The sequence below is a fragment of the Lentimicrobiaceae bacterium genome, from assembly GCA_020636745.1.
Taxonomy (GTDB): domain Bacteria; phylum Bacteroidota; class Bacteroidia; order Bacteroidales; family Lentimicrobiaceae; genus Lentimicrobium.
In genome coordinates this window covers 80,581-107,430 of record JACJXH010000007.1, presented here as the reverse complement: position 1 = coordinate 107,430, position 26,850 = coordinate 80,581, and the positions used below count along the sequence as shown (strand labels likewise).

Here is a 26,850-nt window from a genome sequence, read left to right as displayed (position 1 = left end):
TACCCCATCCTTGGTACAAAGCGGACATTCATGCAGCGGCTCGGTAAAATAAACCTTGCAACGCTTGCAATAAAAGCGCTTGAGATGAATAACATAAGAAGGAAGCGAGCGCCTGTAAGCAATAAAACCAATGACCGGCGTAAAAACAAGACTATAAAAAAACAGCCTTAACCTGCTTATCTTTTTTTGCGGAGTAAATAATGCCAACATCACAACCAACATCAGATAAAGCGCAAAATTCAAAATCATTGAAGAAAAAAAAATCATCAGCACAGCAATTGTTAGAAAGTTACTAGTAGAAATAGTTAGAGCTGGCAAAATTATTAGCTTTTCCAACATCATTTACATCTCAAAAAAATTATTTACCAGAATGTAAAGAGATGAATCAAAGCAAAAACGCCAAAACTTAAAAATTTGATTACATGATGTTTATCTCAAAATTCATAAAATGTAATTCGGTCAGGCAATAAAAAAAATCGCCAGTCAATTATCAAATAATTTTACAAACCAGACTGCTCAAGGAAGTAAAGAAAACAACGACCATGTTTCGTTATAAAAAACCATGCATCCTCTATGGTTTTGACCTCTCATTCATAAAGAACAAACAATAATTTTTCTACATTAGCGCACTTAACAAAAACCTGTTTTGAAAAAAGCCTATAGAAATAAACCCATTAAAAAGAATGACCCAAAGGTAATCAGAGGTTGGGTTATGTATGACTGGGCCAACTCTGTTTATCAGCTTACAATTGCCTCAACCATATTTCCTATCTATTACAATCAGGTAACCCGAACCGGCCCTGATAATTTTATGGTCAGTTTCTTTGGCAAAGAAGTTATCAATACCGTTTTATATTCATGGGCAATTGCAGCCGCTTACCTGATTGTTGCTATTGTTACCCCATTGTTATCATCGCTGGCCGATTACACTGGCCGCCGGAAGTCATTTATGCAATTCTTTACCTGGATAGGTGCTTTGTCATGTGGCGCATTATTCTTTTTTAATGAGCATAATATTGAATTTGGAATCATCGCATTTGCACTGGGAACTATCGGCTATGGCGGCAGTATTGTTTATTATAACTCATTTCTACCAGTTATATGCCCTCCTGAGGAACAGGATAAAGTCAGTGCCAGAGGATATTCAATGGGGTATCTGGGCGGAGTGGTCCTATTGATTTTCAATTTAGTGATGATAATGAAACCAGCATGGTTTGGCATTGCTGATCCGTTTTTGCCTGCCCGTATTTCATTTCTGACGGTTTTTTTGTGGTGGATTGGCTTTTCACAAATTACATTCAGGCGTCTCCCCAGGTATACTCATCGTAAAAGACAAAAAGATAAGGATAAAAGTATCTTCTTTGAAGGCTACAGAGAACTGGCCAAAGTTTTTGATCAGGTCAGACAATCAGCAAGGCTCAGTCTATATTTAATCGGTTTCTTTTTCATGATGATGGGCCTTCTGACAACCATGTTCATGGCAGCCACATATGGCGAAAAGGAGATTGGACTTAAAGAAGATATCCTGATTCCTACCATTCTTATAATACAACTGGTGGGAATGGGAGGCGCATGGATGTTTTCGCGCCTTTCAGGCAAAATCGGCAATCTGCAGGCTTTATTGATTTCTGTATTTATGTGGATTTTTGTTTGTGTCGGAGCCTATTACATCTCTGACTCCACCCAGTTTATGATTGCTGCATTTTTCATTGGGCTGGTAATGGGTGGTTCACAGGCTTTGGCCCGCTCAACATACAGCAAAATGCTCCCCGAATCAACCACAGACCATACCAGTTTTTTCAGCTTTTACGATGTAATGGAAAAACTCGCAACTGTTGCCGGAACTTTCAGTTTTGGCATGATTGAAGCACTTACAGGAAGCATGAGATTTTCGGTGCTGGCTATCGGAATATTTTTTATTATCGGAATTGTATTCTTACTGATGACATTGAAAATTGAACGCACAGGTGTTGCTAAGAAACAAATCAATACCAATTATTGATTTATTATTGCCCGGGCAACAACCCAATATTTGTTTCTTTGTTTAATGATGAAGGCCACCAAGCCGAAACAGCTTGTTATGTTTACATGATGAATCACAACAAATGCTTCTTTTTAAAGCACATACTACTTTACACACAGCCATAACATAAAACCAACCAGTCAAGTTGTGAAATGACAACAAAACCCAACCATTCCATTGTTTTGCAGGCCCTTGATTATGCTTTTGAAAAAGCAGTATTGGGGCTTCCGGGAATGGACACAGCTGAAGATCTGGCAAAAAGCTACCTGCAACAAAAAGGCACACTCACCGAAAGGGTGAACGCACTCATCAGATGGCAAAACACCAAAGCTGGCTCCAGCGGTTTTATTACCGGAGTGGGGGGCTTTGCAACACTACCTGTTTCAATCCCTGCAAATCTTGTGAGTGTTCTTTATTTTCAGGTCAGAATGGTGGCAGCCATTGCTTTTATGGGCGGCTACGATATACGCGACGACAGGGTAAAATCGCTGATCTATATATGCCTTGCAGGAAATATGGCCAAAGATATCCTTCAGGAAATAGGAATCAGAGCAGGGTCACGAATCACCGCCAGTATTATCGGGCAGATTTCCGAAAAAACCATTATGGCCATTAATCAGAAAATCGGGATTCAATTGTTAACCAAAACCAGTGGGCGCGGCACCATTAATATTGGCAAGGCCGTGCCGCTTGTTGGTGGTTTAATAGGTGGAACTTTTGATGTTTTTACGACCAATCTGATAGGCAATATTGCCAGAAATACATTTATTACAGAAGAATAATGAATGCCTACAGAGTTATTATTTTATGAAAAAGGGCCTCCGCACGGAGGCCCTTTTCAATTACATCGATTGAACGATTATTTGGTTACGACAACTTTCTTAACAAAGCTTTCGCCTGAACGGGTTACAAATTTAACCAGATAGGCGCCAGACTCATATTGACTAACATTCAAGCCAATAATCTGTGCTTTGGTAATATTCTGCTCAAAAACAACCTGTCCAACATAATTGTAAACAACTACCTGGCTGATGTTTTGAGTTAATTTGAGATTTACTATGCTGTTTGATGGATTTGGATATACCATAACACTATTCATGTCAGGATTATCAATACCAACAGGAACATCAACACATGCTTCATTTGAAGGCTCAGACTCACCGCACAAGCTGTAAACTGCAGTTACGGTATAACATGTGTTACCAGGAGTAACCTCTACATAAGTATAGGTTGTTTCAGGCCATAGCTCTTCTAAAAGTGCGCCTTCTCTGTAGATATTATACCCTACAAACTCTCTATCAGCACTTTGTGCGCTTGTTTCCCACTTTGGTTCACCTGTAATTACAGGCTGCGAGGAAGCAGCGTATACAAAGTCACTATTAGAAGCGGTAGTTGTATTGGTATTTACAGCATAAGATGCAGTAGCACCCGGAACGCCCATGGCTCTAATCAAACCATTTAATGTAAAGTTATAGGTTTCCCATGTTTCCCATCCGCCAGCTGTGTAGTCGCCAACAAAATAATGGGTATTATTCTGGAATACATATGGAGCTCCAACACCATCATCAGTACCAAGGGCAACAAAACCATTAGCACCGACTCCGATAAAGAATCCACCTTCTGCCATAATTGCAGCAGGGAAGGTATGCGTGTTCCAGGTATCGTCAGTATTAGAAACAGAGGCTGTATAAAGCACATTGTTACCATCAGGCAATCCGGCAGTTGTAAGGCCAAATACGTAAATCTGCACGGTTGTGTGCGGGCCTCCTTCATTGGTCAGATACCAGCTCATCTCTGTCAATTCAGCACTTTCATTATGTTTTGCACCCAAAACAGTATTGATTGTACCTGTTGAACTTCCAAGCTGACCTGTTGCAACGCCATCATCATACCTGAATTCCTGAGCCTGAACCTGATTCCACATCAGACTAACCTCATTGGTTCCATCTACCAGTTCTGCAACCAGATTAACCGGTGCAACGCAGTCTTCGGTAAGTGAAATTTCAATACAATTAGCATCGGCACATGACTCAGCACCACTTTCGTAAACATAAGTAATGCAATAGTTGTATGTACCGGGATCAACATCCATATCAAGATAGAATGTATCAGCTACCATTTCAGCAATCATCATACCATCACGATAGATATTGGCTCCCATAAACGGGTCGTCAATACGGCTGGTTTTGTTCACTGACTGATGAATCACAGGTATTTCCACATTGTTGGTATTAGCCAATCGCGATTGTGCAGCAGGTGCCTTAACCAGGTCAAAATTAACCGGAGTAGCCTGAACAGCGCCATAAGCCGTGTAGATATACATATTCATCAGGAAGTTTCCAATGGTTGAAGATCCAATGGCATTTACATCTGACAGCGGTCCATAGATAGAACCCTGAGGATTGGCTTCATTGTCTGATGAAAGATCAGGATAAGCATCAGTAGCAGAGTTGCTCAACGGCTCCATCAAAAGGGCTACAGTACTTGCACCACCAGTCGAAATATCGCCTAACTCGACGCCCATTTCCCAGATATCGTTGCCGGTAGTCTGGAATGGACCGTAAGTTCCGATCAGAGTTTTGGTATCCCAGTTGTAGATATGGATTTTGTAATTCCATGTCCCGGTAACTCCCCACGAAGCATGGTGGAAGTCAAGACTGTTAACCAATGCATCAGGATAAGCACTCAGGTCATAAGCTACACCATATCCATAACCATAGTTCTGGTAATAACCGTTAGCAGGTGCACCCGGATTCTGGGTTATCTGAATAAGTTCCAGAGGAACTACGTCAGACCATGTAAGCAACACGTCGGTTTCGTCAATAACTTCGCCGTTAAATACTACTGGACCAGGGAAGCTATCGCATGGAAGATAAGTCCATACATACTGCATTTTTGCTGACATTCCGGTAGTGTACATAGCTGCCACCTCAGCCAGATATTCCTGACCAGGAATAAGATTCTGGGTGTCGTACTGATAGAAAGTATTTTCAGTATCGGTTGCAAAAACACCATCGAGCCATACTTTGTAGTATTGTAACTCACGGTTGGCGTAGCGATCCATGTTGTCTGTAACCACCACATTATCAACAGCTACATACCAGTTCCATCCGTTTGAAACATAATTGAAACGTACCTGGAACATTGGGTTGGCATATTCAGTAACGTCAATTGATTCACTAACGGTTGGTCCCCATGGGAACGGACCAGAATCAGCTGCAGTGTAGAATACTTCCACCCAGTCGGCTCCATCATAAACATCTACCGAGAAATGCTCATTTCCAATATATTGATATACGTAATCAAACATCAGATAGAGTTCATCAGCGTTCTCAGCATTGATAACAGGAGAAATCAGCTGCTCGTCCATGGTTGAACCTGAACCAGCTGCATCAGAATTGGCAAACATAAACGGTGTACCGTCAATACTGTTACCATTGTAACTTGTGGTAAGTCCCCAGGTAAAACTATTAGATCCTCCATCAACGATGGTCCATGACTCTGGTAAACCATTATTGAAATCTTCCATAAATGGCTCGAAAGGAATGATGCCACCATTTCTCCATGTAGCATAACCTGTTGGGGTTACATACAAATCGGCTACCGGCAGCAGTAATTCTTCGAGAACCCATTCAAAAACTTCAGGTCCATCAATTACATAACCAGTAATGGAGATAGGAGCGAAACCATTCTTCTCAACATAGATATCATAGGTTCCCTTGCGGAATTCATCCCAGGTATAAACACCTGAAGCATCAAGAGTAGTTTCATATACCAATTCAAGATCAGGCTCTGAAGTATTGGTAAACATTACGTCTGTTTCTTCAGGACTGTCAAGGCTGTTGGTAATAACGGATACGCTTACAGTTGTAACCATATCTTTATCCAGACAATTGGAGAATTGAGGCTCAGCTGTATTGTTGGTATAAACAGCTTCGACTGCCCATTTGTAAACTCCGGCGTCAAGATTTCCAAACTGATTATCAACAAAAGTGGTATCCAGTGTATACCCTAAGAATGTAAGTCCGGCTGACCCATCGCAAGAGGTACGCCAAACATTATATCCGGTTAATTCGCGGCTACTGCCGGTTTTAGGAGTATGAACTTCAAGACCTTTCGGTTCAACATTATTTTCATAAGTTAAAAACACTTCCTGCAGGTTACCTTTGGTTTCATGTGATACATTGTTGGTAGCATAGTTGCGCACAACTGCCCCCGGTTCAATCATCATATAATCCCAAACAGTAGTTGCAGCAGCAGTGCCCTCATGGGCAAATACGCCACAATAGCCACCTGTAAGAGTAGTATTGGTTACAGTATGCACCAGAATACCATTGACCATAAACTGAATGGTTGATCCTGACGCAACAGCAGATATTACATTTGGCCCACCGGTATTGATAGCAGTTGAGGTTAACCATCCTGTCCAGTCACCCATAAGGTCACCATTGAGCATGGTTGCATACCAGTATGAACCGCCCTGAGTAATGGTAAATACATTAGCATAGCCACCATTACCTGCAATCGGATTCATAAAGCCGTTTCCTCTGACATAAATACCCATAGAACCGGTAGTAGATCCAACAGTACGTTGCATTTCAACCTCATACACAAAATCGGTAAACTCCGAATTGTAATAAGCTGAACGCCACACGCCAGCACCTGTTGTATTCAGGTTCAGCAGGTCATTGGCTACTGTCCAGCTGGCTGCAGGAGTATCTGTTACCAGCATGGATGGCATACCATTGTCAAACTCTTCATAAACAGTATTGCTGCCACCCGATGTTGTTCCTGGTGAATTCCAGTAAATTAATGCGCTTGACTGCTGATCAACAGCCACAACATTGCTTACCGGGAAAGGATACTCCATCAAGACGAAGTTATTGGTAACAGTAGCTGTTTCAGCCACAAATACATCAGATAATGTAGCAGAAGTATAACCGCTGGCACTTACCAAATAATCATATGTTCCAGCCAAAACTTCACCGCTATAATTACCGGCTGCATTGGTAGTAAAGGTAAACACAATGCTGTTGTCATCTGTGTTAGTCAACTTGACTTCAGCACCTTCAATGTTGGCGCCACCAAGATATGCAGCGGCTTTTACGTTACCGTTTACAGTACCGGCACCTGTTACTTCCACTGTTTGACAAATGGTAGCAGGGCAGGTTTCGGCACCACTTTCATAAACAAAGGTGATGCAATAGGTATAAGTACCAAAGTCTAATGATTCGTCCAGATATGAGCCATCGGTAACTTCTGCCAATACTTCACCATCACGGTAAATGCGGGCAAATGCTATCTGATCGTCAGCCGGCGGAATTGTTGGAGTTGTCCAGGTCAGAGACACATCAATAGTTCCCTCTAACTGAACAGCAGCAAAACTACCAGGAGTCGGATAGTTATCGCATGCAATGTATGTCCAGGTGTAGCTGGCCCTGTCTGACTGTCCGGTACTGAATACTGCAGCAACTTCAGCCAGATAAGTTTCTCCGTCCACGAGCGCTTCACCATTGGTACCATATTGATACATAGGCTGAGTAACTTCAGCAACCAGAACTCCATCATGGAAAACTTTGTAAGCCTGGAACGAACGTACAGCTGGAGCAACATTGGTTACCAATACATTATCAATGGCAAAAAACCAAGCCCAGGTATTACCATTTGTAGAATACCAGAATTCAAAATACACATTTGAAGGATCTGCATAACCACTTGGGTCAATCATATATGTTTTATGAACACCGGCACCAGGATCATCGGTGGTTGCCCAGTCTAATTGTTCTTCAAAGTTACCGGCTCCGGTCCCTCCTGAATACACTTTTACACTTATTTCACCATCACCAGCATAATCCTGGAAATTGCGATCATAGTCCAGATATATGGCTGTTTCTCCTGTTAAATCGTATGGAGCTGTAAATAAGCCAACGTCAAATACGAGTGATGAATTGCCGTCACTATTTGCAATAGCAAATTTTCCATCAGTATTAATTGGTTCATAACCAGCACCACAGTTATCACAGAATTCCCAGAAACCGTTACCACTATAGGTAACCTGTGTCCAATCGGCAGGAATTCCCTCATCAAAAGATTCAAGAACCGGAGCAAATGGAGCTACTGATCCACCTTCCCATGTTGCAAGACCTGTTGGGGTGACATAAAGATTCGTAGGTTTTGCCAATATTTCATCCATCAGCCATTCAAATGAAGATTCATCAAAAATATCCACATTTGTTTCGGTAATGGTTCCATAACCAGGCAGACTTACCATAATATCATAGGTTCCTCTGCGGAACATACTCCATTGATAAGTGCCGGAGCTACCTAAGAGCGTTGAATAACCAAGAGCAAGTTCAGGCTCTGAAGTGTTTGTAAACTCAACAAGCGTACCGGCAGGACTGTCGCCTGAATTCAGGGCAACGGTTACATCAACCATGGTATTCATGTCTTTGTCTAATGAGTTTGAGCCAACAGGAGCCGACTGGCTGGCAGTATAAACGGCAACGATATACCATTTATATACACCCCAATCCTGAATTCCCCAGTCAAAATCAACAAACTGGGTTTGCGAGGTTGTTCCAATTTGTTCGAATGCACCGGGCAGATAAACTTTCTCGCGCCAAACCTGGAATTCAACCAATGCACGGTTACTTGTTCCGTTTCCGGATGCATTGTATCCATTGGTTCCGAGAAAATCTTTCCATGCACGTTCAATCTGAGATGCACTCATGCCTTTGGTATCAAACGGATAATGCTGAGGCACAAATGATTCAAGGTCGAAGCCCCATTCAAGCATTACACTATTGTCGTTCAGCTCACTGGCGATTACAAAATCGACAGGATAAGGAACCTCAAGCAGCAGGAAGTTATTGGTAACTGTAGCATTATAAGGTACATTTACATCCAATAAATCCTGAGTGATATAACCATCAAAGCTCACGCGGATGTCATAAACGCCTGCCCAAACCATACCGGTGTAGTTGCCGTTTGCATCGGTTGTTAAAGTCATGGTTTGATCAACGCCAAACTCATCTTCTCCAACCAATGCAACAGTGGCACCGGATAAATTGGCCAAAGTCAGCGCATCCTTAACATTACCGCTAACAGTTCCCTTGCCCGTTACCTGAGCAGTAAAAGTGTTAGAATATGCAGATTCTCCTTCGTCAAATACTGAAGTTACGTTATAATCGTAACCAAGCATATTGTAAGCCGGAGCCACATCGGTAAAAGTTGCAGCAGTAAGAATAGCATTATTGATCTTTATACCGTCGCGATAAACATTGTATCCGAGCAATGCCCTATCTAACGGGCTATCCCACGTCAGCACAACATTTTGTCCCATATAAACTTCGGCATTACCATCAAGATTAGCCGGAGGGGTGATGGTGGTTGTAAATCCCCAAACCTCAGGATTAATGGTCGTACCACTGGTATTACGGGTATTTACTTTCCAGAAATACTGAAGATTGGGCTGTGTATTTGTCAAAGTATAAGTAGTAGCCAGGTCGCTGGTCCAATCAACAACAATTGTTGTTGGCGGATATGTTGTACCCAGAATTAACTGATACTCAAATGTATTATCACCGAAAGCCCATTCAAGTTCCATTCCATTGACTATATTAATGGCCCCATCAGATGGTGCAATATAAGTGGCAGCATCGGGCGCTGGCATAGCCACAGATACATCAAAATAAACGTTGAAATCAACGCCAGTAGTGCTGAAAACCAGATAATAAGTACCTGCAAAAAGAGGATAACCAGCGATCACTCCCGTTCCATGCACAAGTGAATTGTCAACATCAGGACCTCCAACACCTTCAAAGCCATCAGCATATAAAGCCCATTTGGCATTGGCAGTTGTTAATGGATCGAGAAAGAACAATCTGTCGTTGGGGATAACAAATTTATAAACAAAGTTTCTGCCATCTGCGGGTAAGGCATCAGGCAATTCATAAACATTGTTTAAGCCCAGGGCTGAGTTGATTCCCGAGCCGTAAGGAGCATTCACATTTGCGTATATAAAAGGATTCTCCCATACATTTCCCTGAATAGGGATATAAGCCTCTGCAGCAAAATCGGCTACAGATACAGCCCGGGAAGCGCCCCATTGTGCCACATAGCTTCCGGATAGAAGGCCTGGAGTTGCATCGCCGGGAGTGTAAACATAAACCTCTACCGATTCACCTTCTTCCAGGGTAGTTGGAAGCGTAGGATTATTTAATGCAAAGAAAGCCGGAGCATCCAGCTCGCTGGCATTCACTGTTACAGAGCCTGTACCTGTATTGGTAAGGGTAAAAACACCGGGTTTTCTCCAGGCGTCAATTGGGCGTTGACCCAAATCCAGCACCAGAGGCGTAATTTCAAGACGGGGAACAGTAGCCACAACGGTAAAATCAAAGTAACCATAGAATAAATAATCATCATCAAACCATTGTACCAGTGTTGTAGTTCCTTGTTTGACTATACCCGAAATTCCGCCGTCACCAAAACCGTCCCAAACATCAATTGAGTAATCTCCGGGGGATAGATATTCGGTTACGTTCACAGTCTGATATGAAGCCGAAAATGTTTGGTCAGATGGATAAACGTATGCTACAGCATCATAGCTCCATATATTCCAGGATGCTTCACCATAGAAAAAATCTACTGTTACACTAATATCAACAGCTTCACCGGTTGCCCGGTTTACGGTAAATGTTCCGGCGTTGAGCCTGTTGGCCGGAATCTTCTCAAATGTTGCAGGATCGGCAGGGGCTCTCCTGACTTTGCTTTGCGCAAAAGCTGAAAGGCCAATTCCGGATGTGAGCATAACTCCCACCAGAATGGCGCCAAGCCATCGCATAGTAATCGTTTTCTTTTTCATCATGTTTGTGTTTAGTTAGTATTAAAAGGTTATCCACAAAATACTTATAATCAGCTGCAGAAGCAGTCGTTACCCATTATTTCAACTATTTGCCCTTAACCTCCTTTCTAAATTATCAAAAACTAAAAAAGCTAACCAAATTTTACAGAGGGAAAATTCGCAAAGAGAGAGTCAATTTATTGCGAATGTGAGTGCTACTAATCTGCTTAAAGAACTGTTATAAAACTTATAAACCCCGGACAGACAACTTGCGTCATCTGTCAAACAGGTTATAAGTTAGTGTCCGATTCCTTTTCAAAGCAATCTTAACAAATTTGAAAAACGCATTTGAGAAGCAAAAACCTGAACCTGACATGTTCAGACAATATAGCAGCAGGAGAAAAAATAGTAGTTTCAGAGAATATAAACGCAGTCGAAATAAAGCAAAATCTATTTAGGAGAGAAAGAAAAGTTAGATTGAGCGACTTTAGTTTTAAGCTATAACACTAAGACAATCGAAAGGCATTTTACCCTTATTCAGATTTACTTTTTTTATTCCTTTTTTTTCGGTATTTATCTGTATGCCAATCCAATTAAACAGGAGACCCTGACTTTCATATCAGCCGGCCCTCCATTCTATAAGCAAATATAAAATATTTTAGTTTAGCAAATCCATTATATCATTAAAGAACCCAAATCCAAAAGACAGATTACCCCAACCACCCGGAATGGCTGAACTCCAATAAATCAAGAACTAAATTAAAAACTAAAAAATGAATATTTCAAAAACACCAACTACATCAATGACAATGCAAAAATATTGGCAGCAACGGAACTTTTTAACAATTAGCGGGTAATGACGAGTTTTGATGAGTAGGAATATCCATTATCGGCAGAAATCCGAAACACGTATACCCCCGGCATTAAATTTTGAATATCAATTCCGCTATAGCCTTCGCCTGATAAGACATCGATCGAATGGAGCAAAACAATCTGCCCAAGGGCATCACTCAATGTGAATTCCAAGTGATTAACGCTGTTCATAACTTCATTGTTAATCCAGATTCTGTCATTGGCGGGGTTAGGATAAACAACTGCCTCTTTACTATATGCAAATACCTGTGGAACAGATATTTCTATTCTTTTTGGAAGAATATTTAAACGTACTCCATCCACCTGGCTATTTTGCGGGGTTAAAGTAATCACCGGTGATGATGCATTTGAGAAGCCCGCTTTCTCTCCCCATAATCTGTAGCTACCGAAAGGCAGGTTGTTAAAAGAAAATGCCCCGTCGGCATCGGTAAGGGCCCAGTCAAATATCCTGTTTTGCTCTGAGTTCATGAGCATGACAGTATGATTGGGCGCAGGATTATCAGCAACTGCAAATGAAGGACCATTGCCTGACTTGAACCAGGGGGTATTATACACACTATCCTTATCTTGCGACCTTTCCATATAAAAGAAAGAACCGCTAATCACACCCTCACCTGCGGGAAGCGTTGTGTTCATGGGTATCAGTCTGATATCCACATCATAAACATCGGCATTTAACGGCAACATGTATGCATCCTGCCAAAAACAGCATGAAGCGTAATAACAGGGCATCCATTGGGTCGTTGACTCAGGGTTGATAACAGCGTACAAATAATAACCTCCTGCCGGTAAATCCATAAATTCGAATAAACCTTCAGTATCTGTAGTGGCAGTTGAAATCGCTCTTGGGTTTTCATTATCAGTATTCACTGCAACAACAACACTGGCATTAACAGGAGTATCATCATGATAAACGCGCCCTGAAATACGAAATGTAGGAACAATGGAAATGGTGATTGTATCGCTCAGATCACCGCAATATGAATTTAGCCGGAGTATAAGGTTGACATACCCCTGATGAATATCCGACTCTCCCGGAAAATAAGAAGTATGAAGTGACAAAGAGTCCTCAAACACGCCATCACCCATAGAAGACCAGTTAACATATTCAAAATTACCGGCTTCGGCAGAAGTTGTGTTGTAAGCTCCATGCTCGAAAATAACAGTATCGGCACCCGCATTTACAAATGGAAGATAATGGATTTGAAGTAACAATTCGTCAGTAATCTCCATATTTTCAACCTGTTGCTTCAGCGTGAGTTTTACAGAGCCAACGCTTAAATCATCTTCACCAGGTATATATCGGGTACTTAATTCTGTTAAATCAGTAAATGTTCCGTCACCTGACGAACTCCAAAAGAGGTTTTCATGGTATAAAGTGGTGGCTGAAGTAGTCAAATACTCTTCTCCATAACAGATCAATGTATCGTTACCAGCCCATGGCCCAGCCACAGCATAATTCACAGTACTCTCATGGCCTTCCAATAAATCGGCAAAACCGTCAGCATCATTATCATAAGCAGAAACAGCAATGGTATCAGCTAATAGCACATCAGGAATTACAACCAGTGTATCAATTCCAACATCAATCATATGCTGGAAATTATTTTCCGAACCACCGCCATAATATACTTTATAACCAGCTAAATCTGTTTCAGGATTCTTATTCCATTCAACCCTTACCACATTGTTAACCAAGCGCTTAATAACCACTGATGGCATCGAAACAGGGCTAAGCGGATCGGGATAATTTAGGAAAGGCTTATAAATCACTTTCCCATAAATGGCACTGTCGTAATGATCATATATCATCCTGTCAATCAACAAAGTATCTGTCGTTCCAAACCAGTTTTCGGTAGCCAGAATATCAGTGGAGTTATGATTTACAAAAACATTTTCGTCATTTGACCCATAAAACGAATTAAACTTCAGGGGTAATTGGGGACCGGATTCAAATAAAAACGCCTCATGCACACTCCTGCCTATCAGATTGTATGTAAACAGATTGTTGACAGAGAGATTCATATCTTTTTTAGTCACCTTTACACCCTGATTGTTAATACATAATCTGTTTTCGGAGATTAAATTATTGCTTGAACCGTCGGTAAGCAAAATACCGGTTTCAGAACTATTGACTATTGAATTGCTATGAATATAATTATTACTTGCTTTAACCAAAAGCACACCTGTCGCGTTCGACTCAATAGTATTGGCTTTTAATGTGTCGCTATTTTGAGAGAGTTTAACACCTATATTATTAAATTTGATTATGTTATTATAAAAACTATTAAGCCCCTGATCGTTTAAACCTCCATTACCAATATACAATCCAATATCGTTGTTATTGAGCGTATTTCCATAAACCCTGTTAAACTGCATGCTACTTTGCCCGATACTAAAAAAGATTCCAATAATGGTATTGTTGGTAATCACATTGTTAAATATACGGTTATACTTGCTTTGGTTATTGGATGGAAAGAAGATGCCAATATCACATTGATTTATAGTGCAATTGCGAATGACATTGTTTGCTGAATTTTTAATAGAAACACCAAAACTGCATTGTTCAATACTGGAATTTTTAAAATACATAGAGGAACCTGATTGCATGGTAATCCCATATTCGCAATTAAAAATTGAAGTACTATCAATCAGTACGCTGGCCGAATCGGAAAGGACAAAAGCTGAAGTAGATTGTTGAATGGATGCAAATTTAACAATGTTGCCACCTTCATAATTTCCTTCATCGTCGAATAGCGCTCTTGAACCCTTAAAGTTCAGACCATTCCATTTTTCATTGCTGGTTCTGCTGGCAAACTGAATAGGATATTCCTGTGTTCCACTGGCTTTCAGAACTCCACCATTTACAACAATAGAAGTTCTTACCATAAATAAAATCTGCACCCCGGGCTCAATAGTCAACGTGAGACCTTCAGGTATTTCAACCGATTCTGTAACAATGTATGGATTCAGCTCAGCATGATAAACAGTATTTTCTTCCAGTACGCCCCCCACAATTACCTGGGCTTTCGCCTGCGGCAGCCCGATAACAAAAGTCGTTAGGATTACTGAAAAAAAACTGCTTATAAACTTTACCATTCTGTTTTTAATCACTTTGAAATATTTTCATGATAAGAAACCCACATAAAGCTCAGAGTATGTTTTTTAAAGTTTTAAATAAGAGCTAAAGGAGCTTCCTATTCATGCAAATATACTAAAACCTGAAGCAAACTCCTGCATTTATTCCTGTAGCGCTCAATCTCTTATCAATTGCGAAATGCGTGTAAATCCCCTGCAACTGCTTACGGTATACAATTCCAACATTAAAAGTAACATTTTTATTTAAAGGCAAAATTGCTCCTGCGCCCAGCAACCACGAAAAGTTCACAGGCTTGAATTCCAAATCAGAAACAGGGCTCACCTCCAATTCTTCCGCATGAAGGAATAAGCCTTTACTACCTGCATGAACAGATGTAATAATACCGGCTTTACCATAAAGCAATGCCCTTCCCAGAGGCTGGTTGTATTGAAAGGCCAGCGGCAAATCAATGTAATGATGCTTTATATCAGATACATATCTATAGTCCTTTACGTCAACAGGTTGATATGTTGAATCCAATACATAATACCAGGCTGTATCACTTTCCGCTATCGTGTAATATATATCAAGCGTATCTTTTAAATAAAATCCACCGGTCTTCACCTTATAGTTAAAGTCAAATTTTTGATTAAAGGCCGTGTAGGCAATACCAGATTCAATCGAGAACCGGGCATACCTTAACCGAAAATCAAAATTAATGCTACCTGAGATTGGGCTGTTGGAATTAGCTCTGCGATAATCTTCCAGCCTGGCATTATACTGCTCATCGGCCGAATAAGCAACAACAGGAGAAAGCCAGCTGAGCGAAAAACCAGCTTCAACAGTAAACTCCCTTTTTAACTCTTTTCGAAGGCTGCTGAGATCCGAAAAAATATCTTCACTCGTAATGGGTTTTTCGCGGTTAACAGTTTTGAGAATAAAAACAGTATCATATTTGGTTATGGTATCCACGCGTGTAATGGTATCGGTTCTGATTTCAGTTTTTGTAATATAAACTGTATCAGGCTGAATGGCCACTTTAGCTAAAGTTACAGGTGCATCCACCTTGTTCTCAACCACACTTTCCCTTTCTTCAGGAAGATTGATTGGTTTAATATCCTTCAGCTTGTACAATACCACTTTACGACCCGAAACTTTATATCCAAAATCATCTGCCGGAACAATAGCCTCCAGCACTTTGATTAAAGGAACCTTGACAAAGCTGACAGAAACCGGATTTAAGGCGTCGATATGATCCGGGTTGTAAGAAAAAGTAAAGCCACTGTTTCTGGACAACTGATCAAGGGCTACAGCAACAGGTTGATTAACTGTAGAGAGGGAAACAAGGACTTCGAGAGATTTAGATTGACCGTATAGACAGACCGAACCTGGTAAAACACTCCAGGTAAATATAAAACAGAAGAGGAGGCATTTTATGTTATTCTTCATTCCGGAAAGGCAATCACTACGCTTATCCGAAATTAACTGTCAGACTAATGAACTTTAACGGCTTGCCCTTCATTTTCAAATTTGACATTGAAAATGAGAGAAAGAGTTTCCAGAACATCATCTAACGAATCATTCTCAAAGCGGGCAGTTAATCTTAGGTTCAACACTTCCGGGTTTTCAACTAAAAACCTGGTTTCATATTTCGTTTCCAGCGCTTTGAAAACATCAGCCAATCTTGACTCTCTGAAAGTAAGCACACCGGTCTTCCAACTTAACACGTTCAGGTCATCATTAACACCTTTGAGTATTTGACCCGATTGATGGCTATAAGTTGCATTTTCACCGGCAGTGAGGTGAATACCGGCGCTTTCAGAATCATCCGGCAATGTCTTTGTCGGATAAACCAGCACTTTACCAGTATTAACAGTCACCTTAACAATGTCGCCACCTTGCGGAGCCTCAACATTGAACGAAGTACCCACAACCTTGATATCCAGCCCTGAAGCATGTATAATGAAAGGTTTGTCAGGATTTCGGCTAACTTCAAAAAACGCTTCACCAAAAATAGAGATTTCTCTGATATTTCCCGTAAAATATTCCGGATATTTTACCATAGAATTTTTGTTCAGGAAAACCGATGAACCATCAGGCAACAATTGCTCTCCAGATACGGAGGCTGTAGTCGAAAACTCCTTTATTGCAGGTTCTTTCTGCAGAATACTAAAAATACCGATAGCAAGGACCAGAATGGCTGCTATACCTGCAACTGCAAGATAAGAAGTCATTTTCCTCACAGGCTTTTTGCCTACATGGGCAGATGAGCTATACTTCTCGGCATGAATTCTGTTTTGCAGATTCATCCATGCCCGATCTGTATTAAACTCATCCTCTTTTCTTGATGTAAGAATTAACAAACCCTTATAGGCTTCATACAAACGCTGATTCTCCGGGCTTTTTGAAATCCACTGCTCGGCCTGTTGTTTCTCCAACGCAGTAGCTTCGCCCTGTATGAGCTTTATTATCAGTCGCTTATATTTTAGCTTTGTAAGGAGCATTCGGTATTGTATATATGCTTTGACTTAATGACAACTTAGAAAGGGTTTACCCCTATTCAACTGTTAAAAATATTTAACAATATTTTAAAACAAAGAAGAGAGGAGCCAGAAAACCAAAAGAACCGGAAGGTAATCACGCAATTTGTTTCGCATGAATTCAAGCGCTTTTGACATCTGAACTTCAACAGTTTTTACACTGATTCCCAGCTTTTCGGCGATATCATTATAACGGAGCCCTTCATGGCGGCTCATTTCAAAAATCATCCTTCTGCGCTCAGGCATTGATTTGATCAGACGAAGCAACTCTTTTTCAAGATCAGAGTTTACAAGAGCATCATGTGCCGAAATAGAAACATTGTCATCGGTTCTGAAACCAACATATTCCTGATATTTTTGAATATGCTTCTGATACTTCAAATAATTAAGGGCGTGATTGGTAACAGATTTGTAAAGGTAAGCAGCCAGTGAAGAGTTGATGGTCAGGCTATCGCGCCGATCCCACATTTTGAAAAACATATCCTGAACCACTTCTTCGGCAATATCAGGATCAATAAGATAACGTCTCGCATGCAGACACAAAGGGGCATAAAATTCCCGGAAAATAGATTCGAAAACCTGCTCATCGCCATTTTTAAGCGCCAGAAGTTTAACTTTATCCAGTTCAGTTATCATGCCGGGACTTTGCTATCAGGTGACAAAAATACTAAAAATGCCTTGCAATGAAGATAATTTGCTGAACGAAATATATCAGATTTATTTTACCTTCCATAAATTTTCAATCACCAAATTATTATCACACCAATATCACTCAAAATCTGATTTTTATCGCGAAACGTTTAAAATGATTTAACCAGTATCCGGGGTTCAAGCATGTCCAGCATTGCATATTTCACCCCTTCCCTGCCAATACCTGAGTCTTTAACGCCTCCATATGGCATATGATCAACTCTGAATGTTGGAACATCATTCATAATTATTCCACCGGCTACAATACTTTCGAAGGCACGGTTCATTTCATCCATGTTATTGGTAAAAATACCTGCCTGCAATCCAAAACGGGTATTGTTGAGCAGCGCAATGGCCTCATCAAAATCCTCATAAGGTTCCAAAGTTACCACTGGTCCAAAAATCTCATCACTGCACACCTGCATTGAATGATTGGTATTGGTCAAAATGGTTGGAGCATAAAATGTGCCCGTTCTCTTACCTCCAGCCAATACACGTGCACCTTCGGCCTTTGCATCATTCACCCATTTTTCAACCCTTTGGGCATTGGCCTCATCAATCATACAACTGACGTCTGTTTGTAAAGAAGCCGGCTCCCCTGATATGAGCTGGCTGGTCATTTCAGCAAATCGGGAAGCAAACACATTAAAAATATCTTTATGCACAAAAATCCGTTGTGTGTGAATACAAACCTGCCCCGAATATGAAAATGCGCCACTCAAACATTTGGTCAGCGCTGATTCAATATCCGCACTTGGTGTTATAACAACGCCTGCATTCCCTCCCAGCTCGAGCACTACTTTCTTTTTGCCCGCTGCAGCCTTCATTTTCCATCCTACTTCAGGCGATCCGGTAAATGAGAGCAAAGCAATTCGTTCATCCGTCACCAACAGGTTGCCTGTTTCCCTGTCCATTGGCAATACAGAAACTGCACCTGCCGGAAGGTTTGTTTCGGCAATAATTTCGGCCAACAAAAGCATTGACAAAGGTGTTGAGGAAGAAGGCTTAAGTATAACAGGGCAACCTGCAGCAATCGCCGGCGCCAATTTATGCACTGCGAGGTTCAGTGGAAAATTAAATGGCGCTATGCCAGCAACAACTCCAACCGGAAAATATCTGACCAAACCTTCTTTCCTTTCGCCCGCTTTGGTCCAATCAAGGCTTATATACTCACGCGGCGTTCTCTTCGACTCTTCAGCAGCTACTGTGATGGTTTGAACTGAGCGGTCAACTTCGCCTGATGCATAACGTATTGGTTTCCCCGACTCCTGCATTATCAAGTCAGCAAACTCAGAATGCCGTTGTTGCAGGCGCGTTTTTATGTGCATTAAAATCTCATATCGCTGATAAGAAGAAAGACTTTGCATAGGCCGCCTTGCTGCCAGCGCAGCCTGAATGGCTTCTTCAAGCTCCTCAATGCCAGCCCAAAAGGTGCGACCAGCAATATTTCCGTTGTATGGATTGATCACATTCAACCCTTTATTGGTTTTTACGAAACGGCCTGCCAAAAATATATCCATAATCTTCAATTTGTTAGAATGAATAAGCTTGTGAACAACACTACTTCCGAAGAATCTTCAATTCTTCAGGTGAAGGATATTTGAGCAGTTTCGAAAAGTTTATTTTCCAAAAATCCAAATCAAGCAGGTTGTTATTTTTGTCTTTGGTAAGCGTTATAATCACCTCAATTCCGTCAATGTCGGTATATTCAGCCTGTATTAAATCACTTTCGTACAAATCAGGATCGGAGCCGGCCAGGTTAATGCTTCCCATGACGCCTCCTTCATATTCAACCACATTTTCGGCCAACGGAAAATCATCAGTAGTATAGCCGCATTGTGAAAGAAGAAACACAATCAAGTCTCTTTCATTATCCCTTATGCTTCTTCGTTCATTTGTTTCCATATACTTTTCAACTTTTAAATTAATTTCAAATTACCTGATTTAACCAACACTAGTCAAACAAATAAAGCACCAGATTCCATATTCTAAAAAATTAAAACAGATGATTGCCATTTGTGCTTTCAGCAAATAAAAGTTACCAGCAATAAGCAATTATCCATTATCCGCTTATGCTCCTAACTATTAGAATAAATAATACATTCAACCATCTGGTTATCTGTGCTTCAGTTTGTCAACAATTACCTTCTGCCCAGCAAACCCATCATCACCACACAAATACAGACACCGGTTAATCGTATATGCAAATATACTTTCGTACACTAAACTTAGCAGAAAAAAGCAACATTTTAGCTTCAAACAGTTATGCAAACCTTAAAAACTAAATTCTTTCTCCTTTTCAGAGCAATTATTTTCGAAAGGCCGTAAATACAATCCTGATACTGTTGCAGCGTTTTTTCGATTCACTGCAAACGTGCGTTTCAGCGTTCTGACTTTCGCTGAATATCATGAATTTCAAAAACAGCCCGAACCTCAGGGACAATTTGTCTTGCTCATTAAGAATCGCTTCCGGTCAGCCACCAAAATCATATTTTTTCGCGCAACTGTTTATCCCGTCCAGTCGTATGCACGTTTTTAAATATTACTTTTGCTCCATAAATAAATCGCTGAAATCCATTTCATTTTTATAAAATGTACAAGAAAAGGCCTTGGTTGCCATGGATGATACTTATTGTGCTGGCCATTACATGGGGCAGTTCATTTATCCTGATAAAGCGCGGTCTTGAAATATTCAGTGCCGGAGAAGTTGGGGCTTTACGTGTTGTCATTACCTGGTTGTTTTTATTGCCCTTTGCGTTGAAAAGACTACGCGGTTTATTGCCGGGTCAATGGCTGATGTTTCTTGCAGTAGGTATTGTAGGCAGCCTGCTGCCTGCATTTTTATTTGCGGCGGCTCAAAAAGGCATTGACAGCTCTCTGGCTGGCATTCTCAATTCGCTTACCCCATTATTTACTTTGGTTGTTGGAATATCATTCTTCAAAACGAAGCCCAAATGGTTTCATATAGCCGGAGTTATCATTGGCCTGGCCGGGGCATTAGGATTGGTTAGCATAAGTGGGAATGGCGACTTTACATTCAATATGGGTTATGCTATTCTGGTCATAATTGCAGCAGTTTGTTATGCCATAAATGTAAATATTGTAAAAGCGTTTTTGCAGGGCGTAGACCCTGTCACCATTACGGCCATGTCGTTTTTCATGGTAGGGCCGTTAGCCACAGCCTATTTGCTGGGATTTACGCCTTTTACCATTGATTTGGTTCAAAACCAGCATGCTTATGCCGGTCTGGGATACCTCGCTGTTTTATCTATTGTAGGCACCGGGCTCGCGCTTATGCTTTTCAATCACCTGATACAACTAACGAGTGCCGTATTTGCATCTTCGGTCACCTACTTTATTCCCGTGGTAGCTTTGCTATGGGGGATAGCTGATGGCGAACACTTCAGGGCAGGATTCATACTTTGGATCTTTCTGGTTATCACAGGTGTTGTATTGGTTAATACCAGAAGCCTGACCAACAACCGGCTTTACAAAATTTTAACGCAATCTTCAAAAAAACAGAAGATTTAGTTGGGAGTTTCATAAAAATTATTAATTTTGCACCCCCTGAGAAAAGGGAAACTGTAAAATCAAATACAAAACAAAATGTACGCAATCGTAGAAATCGCCGGCCAGCAACATAAAGTTGTAAAAGACCAGGTGATCTTCGTGCATCGTCTTGAAGGTGAAGAAGGCACAACCGTTCAGTTAGACAACGTAATGTTGATTGACAACGACGGCGCTGTTACCATCGGACAGCCAAAGGTTACCGGCGCTGTCGTATCGGCTAAAATCCTTTCGCATTTACGTGGCGAAAAGGTAATCGTCTTCAAAAAGAAGAGGAGAAAAGGTTATCAGAAGTCGAACGGCCACAGGCAATACCTTACCAGGCTGCAAATCGATTCCATCACCGCCTGAAAAGGCTGAATCCAAATCATTGTTTAACAGCTAAAAACGAAAAGATATGGCTCATAAAAAAGGTGCCGGTAGTTCGAGTAACGGTAGGGAATCACATAGTAAACGTCTTGGCGTAAAAATTTATGGTGGACAGGCTGCTCAGGCAGGCAACATCATTATTCGTCAGCGCGGTACGGTTCACAATCCAGGCCTCAACGTAGGCATGGGTAAAGACCACACCCTGTTTGCTCTGGTTGATGGTGTTGTTGAATTCCGTCGCCGGAAAAACGACAAATCCTACGTTTCGGTTCTTCCGATTCAGGTTGCTGAATAATCTGTAAATCAGATAATACTGGCTTAAAATATAACTCCCGGTTAATCGCCGGGAGTTTTTTGTTTTCAAACATCCGCCAGTATCGCATAAAACCCGGCCTGAATAAAGAAAAACCACCGCCAGGGGTCAGAAACTGAAGCAGATGAACATTTAGGTTACTTAATTGCTGATTATTCAATTTCATCTTTTACTTCATGTTTCCTTACCCCAAATCTCATTACCTTTGCACAGCTAAAACGAAATCTGATGCTTGAACTGAATTATATCCGTGAAAATGCGGCAGAAGTTGCCGCCAGACTGGCCATCAAAAACATTGATGCAGCCGAATCGCTCCAGAAAATTATAGAAATTGATGCCCGACGCCGCGAAGCTCAGCGTGATCTTGATGAAAACCTTACCGAATCAAACGCCATCGCCCGTAAAGTAGGCGAGCTATTTAAATCGGGTAAAGCCGCTGAAGCCGGCGAATTAAAAGCTCGCACTGCTGAACTTAAAATTTTAGCTAAAGACCTTTCAGAAAAATTAGACAATCTTGTTGCTGAACAAAACAATCTTCTGGTTCTTCTGCCCAATGTCCCTCACCCATCTGTACCTAAAGGAAAAACGCCTGAAGACAATGAAATTGTTTACAGCGAAGGAACAATGCCGGAACTTTATCAAGGAGCTGTTCCTCACTGGGACCTGGCTTCAAAATATGATATTATTGATTTTGAACTCGGCAATAAAGTTACCGGTGCCGGTTTCCCGTTTTACAAAGGCCAGGGAGCCAGACTTCAGCGCGCTTTAATTAACTTTTTCCTCGACAATGCGATTGAAGCCGGTTATAACGAAATTCAGCCACCATTGGTGGTTAATGAAGCATCGGGCTATGGCACAGGACAGTTACCTGACAAAGACGGTCAAATGTATTTTTGCGATGTTGATAAATTATATCTGATTCCAACCGCTGAAGTACCTGTTACCAATATATACCGCGATGTGATAGTAAAAGCTTCGGATTTCCCGATTAAAAACGTTGCCTACTCCAACTGTTTCAGGCGTGAAGCCGGATCTTACGGGAAAGATGTACGTGGGCTAAACCGCTTACATCAGTTTGATAAAGTTGAAATTGTTCAGATTCAGCACCCCGACAACTCTTATCAAACGCTTGAAGATATGCGCAATTATGTAGCCGGACTGCTCAGAAAGCTTGAATTACCCTTCAGGGTACTCAAACTTTGCGGAGGAGATATGAGTTTTACATCTTCACTTACATATGACTTTGAAGTTTATTCTGCTGCTCAGCAAAGATGGCTTGAAGTAAGCTCTGTTTCAAATTTCGAATCGTTTCAGGCTAATCGCATGAAACTTAGATTTAAAGACGAAAATGGGAAAACAAGGCTGTGTCATACACTGAATGGAAGTGCATTGGCTTTACCCCGCATTGTAGCTTCACTGCTTGAAAACAATCAAACAGCTGAAGGCATCAGAATACCTGAAGCCTTAGCCAAATACACTGGTTTCGATATGATTAAGTAATCAGGGCAATCTGATTTAACTTTCTGAAACCCTGAAAGACCAATAACCTTCACAATAAAAGCTGAAGTTATGCGTCATATAATCTGCCAGTCTGATTACTCATAACAGCACATTAAATTTTACGGCTGACCTGTGCAGTTATCAATGGCAAAACCAATAAGTAATTTCATATAACCAACGATGAAAAAGCTTTTATTCCTGTTGATATGTTTACCAGCCATAATATGGCCGGCAGGAATGGTCAGGGCTCAGGCGGTAACTGATGAGCAGCTTGGTCTTCAGTATTATAATGCACGCGAATTTGAGAAGTCGGCCGCATTGTTTGAAAGGTTATTCGACGAAAAACCATCCTTATACAATTATACTTATTTGTTGCAAAGCCTGCTTGAAATCGGCGATACTGACAAAGCAGAAAAAATTGTAAAACGACAATCGAAAAGAAACCCTGACGATCAGCGTTATCTGGTAGATTTGGGCTATGTACTTATACGCAGCAATGAAAGTAATAAAGCCACCAGAATTTTTGAAGATGCTGTTAAAAATGTAAAGCCCGAACTCAGAAAAATAATTGAGCTGGCCAATGCTTTTCAGGCCAGGCGTGAAACGGATTTTGCCATCCGCACTTATCTGAAAGGAAGACAATTATTATCTCCGGCCAATACTTTCGGATTTGAGCTGGCCAGCATTTATGAATTTCAGGGCAACTTTGAAAAGATGGTAAATGAATACATAGATTTGCTTGAAACACGCCCTGACTTACAAAATCAAATTCAGGACCGCCTTCAAAACTCTCTGAATAACGATCCGGAAGGGCTTAAAGGTGATGCATTGAGACTGGCTTTACTCAAAAAAGTGCAGAAGAACCCCGACGACGAAATGATGGCAGAGCTCATGCTTTGGCTTTCAGTTCAAATAAAGGATTTTGAATCAGCACTTATTCAGGCCAGGGCACTCGACCGCAGACTTGAAGAAAACGGAAACAGGGTTTTTGCGCTTGGTCTTTTAAGCAGCAATAACGCCAACTACAAAGTTGCTTCTGAGGCATTTACGTATGTGATTGACAAATCAGGAGATCCAAACCTTATTGTTCAGTCAAAAGTTGAACTTTTAAAAACCACCTTTGAGCTCGTTACTAAAAAATATCCGCTGAACCAGTCTGAACTTTTTGATCTTGAGCAAAAATACACCAACACACTCGATGAATCAGGCCGAAATCCATTGGTTTACCCCCTGATGCAAAAACTGGCCAAACTTAAAGCCTTCTATCTAAACGACCCTGATGGTGCTATAAATCTCCTTGAAGAACTTATCAGGCTAACCAACAACAATAAAGCACTTCAGGCTGAATGTAAATTAGAGCTGGCTGACATCATGTTATTCACCGGCGAACCATGGGAAGCTACATTGCTGTATTCACAGGTTGACAAGGCTTTTAAAAATGAGCCCATCGGCCATGAAGCACGTTTCCGGAATGCACGGCTTTCGTTTTATATTGGTGAATTTGGTTGGGCAAAAGCTCAGTTGGATGTATTAAAAGCAGCCACTTCTAAACTCATAGCCAACGATGCTATGGAAATGTCGCTGCTGATAAGCGATAATATTGAAGAAGACAGTTCAACTGTAGCTTTGGGAACTTACGCACGTGCCGATCTTTTATGGTTTCAAAACAAGCCTGAAGCCGCCCTGGCAGTGCTGGATTCACTGCTTGCAGCCTTTCCAGGTCATTCGATTACAGATGATGCATTGATGAAAAAGGCTGAAATATCACTTAAACTAGGAAAGTTTTCAGAAGCAGAAGCATTGTTTCAGGAAGTAGACACCCATTACAGCGAAGGCATTTTAGGCGATGATGCATTGTTTTCTCTGGCTCAGCTTTATGAAAACCAATTGAACGACTCAGCCAAAGCAATGGCAGCTTATCAGGAGCTCCTGGTAAAATACCCGGGAAGCCTGTTTACTGTTGAAGCCCGGAAAAGATTCAGGACCCTCAGGGGAGACCAGGTCAATTAATTCATTTCTGCATATTTTTGCGCCACAACCCAATAAACCAAAAAAAGAGTCAAAGGGTGAAATTCATCCGCAAAAGCCCTGATCCTCTTTATATTCGCCGCAAATAAAACGAAACAACCGGATGAGTCCGGATGGAGTATTCTCAATTAATCTTTAATCCAGAATTTAATGGAACCCATCAGAGCAAAAAAACATTTAGGACAACATTTTTTGAAAGATGAAAATATTGCCCGTAAAATAGTAAACAGCCTTAGCCTCCCCTGTTCATCCTTACTTGAAATTGGCCCGGGCACAGGAGTACTTACCAAATACCTGATTGAGCTTCCTGTTGACCATTTTATTGCGATTGATGTTGACCGTGAATCCATCCCTTATTTGAAATCAACTTTTGCTTCTCATGCGGATTGTTTTATTGAAGGTGACTTCTTACGCAAGCCTGTTGACGAATTATTTCAGGGCAATTTCTCTATTATTGGCAACTTTCCTTACAATATTTCAACCCAAATTTTCTTTAAAGTACTGGAAAACCGCAACAGAGTGCCGGAAGTTGTTGGAATGCTGCAGAAGGAAGTAGCCGAACGGATAGCCGCTCCTCCGGGCAGTAAAACCTATGGAATTATGAGTGTATTGCTGCAGGCATGGTTTGACATAGAATATCTGTTTACTGTGGATGAACATGTATTTGTGCCACCTCCAAAAGTGAAATCTGCAGTCATCAGGATAAAAAGAAACAATGTACAATCAATTGGTTGTGATGAAAAGCTTTTTTTCAGCATAGTTAAAACTGCCTTTAACCAGCGCCGCAAAACTTTGCGCAATGGATTAAAATCAATTCAGTTTAAAAATGACGAAAGACTCTTACAATTATTCACTAAAAGAGCCGAACAGCTTGGTGTTGAAGATTTCGTATACATCACCAACCAGGTTATTCAACCTGAGCTTAAGCCATAAATACAAGGCATTATTTTAAGACTATAAAACCTCTTCCGGGTTATCAAACAAAAAGGGCCTCCATGTGGAGGCCCTTTTCAATAACATCGATTT

At 41.0% G+C, this 26,850-nt stretch carries 15 protein-coding genes; 8 read left to right on the top strand and 7 right to left on the bottom strand.

The genetic code is table 11. The features are described 5' to 3' along the window. The first annotated feature begins 712 nt into the window (after window positions 1-712). A complete protein-coding gene (locus H6541_11465; GenBank protein ID MCB9016406.1) occupies window positions 713-2,002 on the top strand; it encodes an MFS transporter in 1,290 nt (429 codons plus the stop codon). 173 nt (window positions 2,003-2,175) lie between these two features. After that, complete coding sequence (locus H6541_11460) at window positions 2,176-2,805, top strand: EcsC family protein (GenBank protein ID MCB9016405.1); 630 nt, start codon at window positions 2,176-2,178, stop codon at window positions 2,803-2,805. 77 nt (window positions 2,806-2,882) lie between these two features. Here the strand turns inward: H6541_11460 and H6541_11455 are convergent, their stop codons facing one another. From H6541_11455 to H6541_11425, 7 genes are all read right to left on the bottom strand, one after another. Continuing rightward, window positions 2,883-10,886, bottom strand: coding sequence for a carboxypeptidase regulatory-like domain-containing protein (locus tag H6541_11455; GenBank protein ID MCB9016404.1), 8,004 nt, complete (start codon window positions 10,884-10,886; stop codon window positions 2,883-2,885). Between the two features lie 825 nt (window positions 10,887-11,711). Beyond that, window positions 11,712-14,852, bottom strand: coding sequence for a right-handed parallel beta-helix repeat-containing protein (locus H6541_11450; protein ID MCB9016403.1), 3,141 nt, complete (start codon window positions 14,850-14,852; stop codon window positions 11,712-11,714). A 100-nt stretch (window positions 14,853-14,952) separates the two neighbouring features. Next, complete coding sequence (locus H6541_11445; GenBank protein MCB9016402.1) at window positions 14,953-16,266, bottom strand: outer membrane beta-barrel protein; 1,314 nt, start codon at window positions 16,264-16,266, stop codon at window positions 14,953-14,955. Window positions 16,267-16,310: 44 nt separating this feature from the next. Then, the gene (locus H6541_11440) at window positions 16,311-17,321 is read right to left on the bottom strand and encodes a FecR domain-containing protein (protein ID MCB9016401.1); all 1,011 of its coding nucleotides are present in this window, start codon (window positions 17,319-17,321) and stop codon (window positions 16,311-16,313) included. Window positions 17,322-17,405: 84 nt separating this feature from the next. Then, window positions 17,406-17,993: an RNA polymerase sigma-70 factor gene (locus H6541_11435; GenBank protein MCB9016400.1), complete on the bottom strand. Its 588-nt coding sequence runs from the start codon at window positions 17,991-17,993 to the stop codon at window positions 17,406-17,408. Window positions 17,994-18,157: 164 nt separating this feature from the next. Continuing rightward, window positions 18,158-19,567 carry an aldehyde dehydrogenase family protein gene (locus H6541_11430; GenBank protein MCB9016399.1) on the bottom strand — a complete coding sequence of 470 codons (1,410 nt, stop codon included), beginning with the start codon at window positions 19,565-19,567 and terminating at the stop codon, window positions 18,158-18,160. Window positions 19,568-19,607: 40 nt separating this feature from the next. After that, window positions 19,608-19,952 (bottom strand): hypothetical protein, encoded by a 345-nt coding sequence (locus H6541_11425; protein ID MCB9016398.1) that lies wholly within the window; start codon window positions 19,950-19,952, stop codon window positions 19,608-19,610. Window positions 19,953-20,639: 687 nt separating this feature from the next. On the opposite strand from H6541_11425, the gene H6541_11420 reads away from it, so the two are divergent. The 6 genes from H6541_11420 to rsmA all read left to right on the top strand — a co-directional run bounded on the left by H6541_11420 (window position 20,640) and on the right by rsmA (window position 26,757). Then, on the top strand, window positions 20,640-21,578 hold the full coding sequence (locus H6541_11420; GenBank protein ID MCB9016397.1) for a DMT family transporter: 939 nt from the start codon (window positions 20,640-20,642) through the stop codon (window positions 21,576-21,578). Window positions 21,579-21,653: 75 nt separating this feature from the next. Continuing rightward, on the top strand, window positions 21,654-21,965 hold the full coding sequence (rplU, locus tag H6541_11415) for a 50S ribosomal protein L21 (GenBank protein ID MCB9016396.1): 312 nt from the start codon (window positions 21,654-21,656) through the stop codon (window positions 21,963-21,965). Window positions 21,966-22,011: 46 nt separating this feature from the next. Then, on the top strand, window positions 22,012-22,278 hold the full coding sequence (gene rpmA, locus H6541_11410; protein MCB9016395.1) for a 50S ribosomal protein L27: 267 nt from the start codon (window positions 22,012-22,014) through the stop codon (window positions 22,276-22,278). 246 nt (window positions 22,279-22,524) lie between these two features. Next, on the top strand, window positions 22,525-23,796 hold the full coding sequence (gene serS, locus H6541_11405; protein ID MCB9016394.1) for a serine--tRNA ligase: 1,272 nt from the start codon (window positions 22,525-22,527) through the stop codon (window positions 23,794-23,796). Window positions 23,797-23,976: 180 nt separating this feature from the next. Beyond that, a complete protein-coding gene (locus H6541_11400; protein ID MCB9016393.1) occupies window positions 23,977-25,806 on the top strand; it encodes a tetratricopeptide repeat protein in 1,830 nt (609 codons plus the stop codon). A 168-nt stretch (window positions 25,807-25,974) separates the two neighbouring features. Next, the gene (gene rsmA, locus H6541_11395) at window positions 25,975-26,757 is read left to right on the top strand and encodes a 16S rRNA (adenine(1518)-N(6)/adenine(1519)-N(6))-dimethyltransferase RsmA (protein ID MCB9016392.1); all 783 of its coding nucleotides are present in this window, start codon (window positions 25,975-25,977) and stop codon (window positions 26,755-26,757) included. Window positions 26,758-26,850 lie beyond the last annotated feature (93 nt).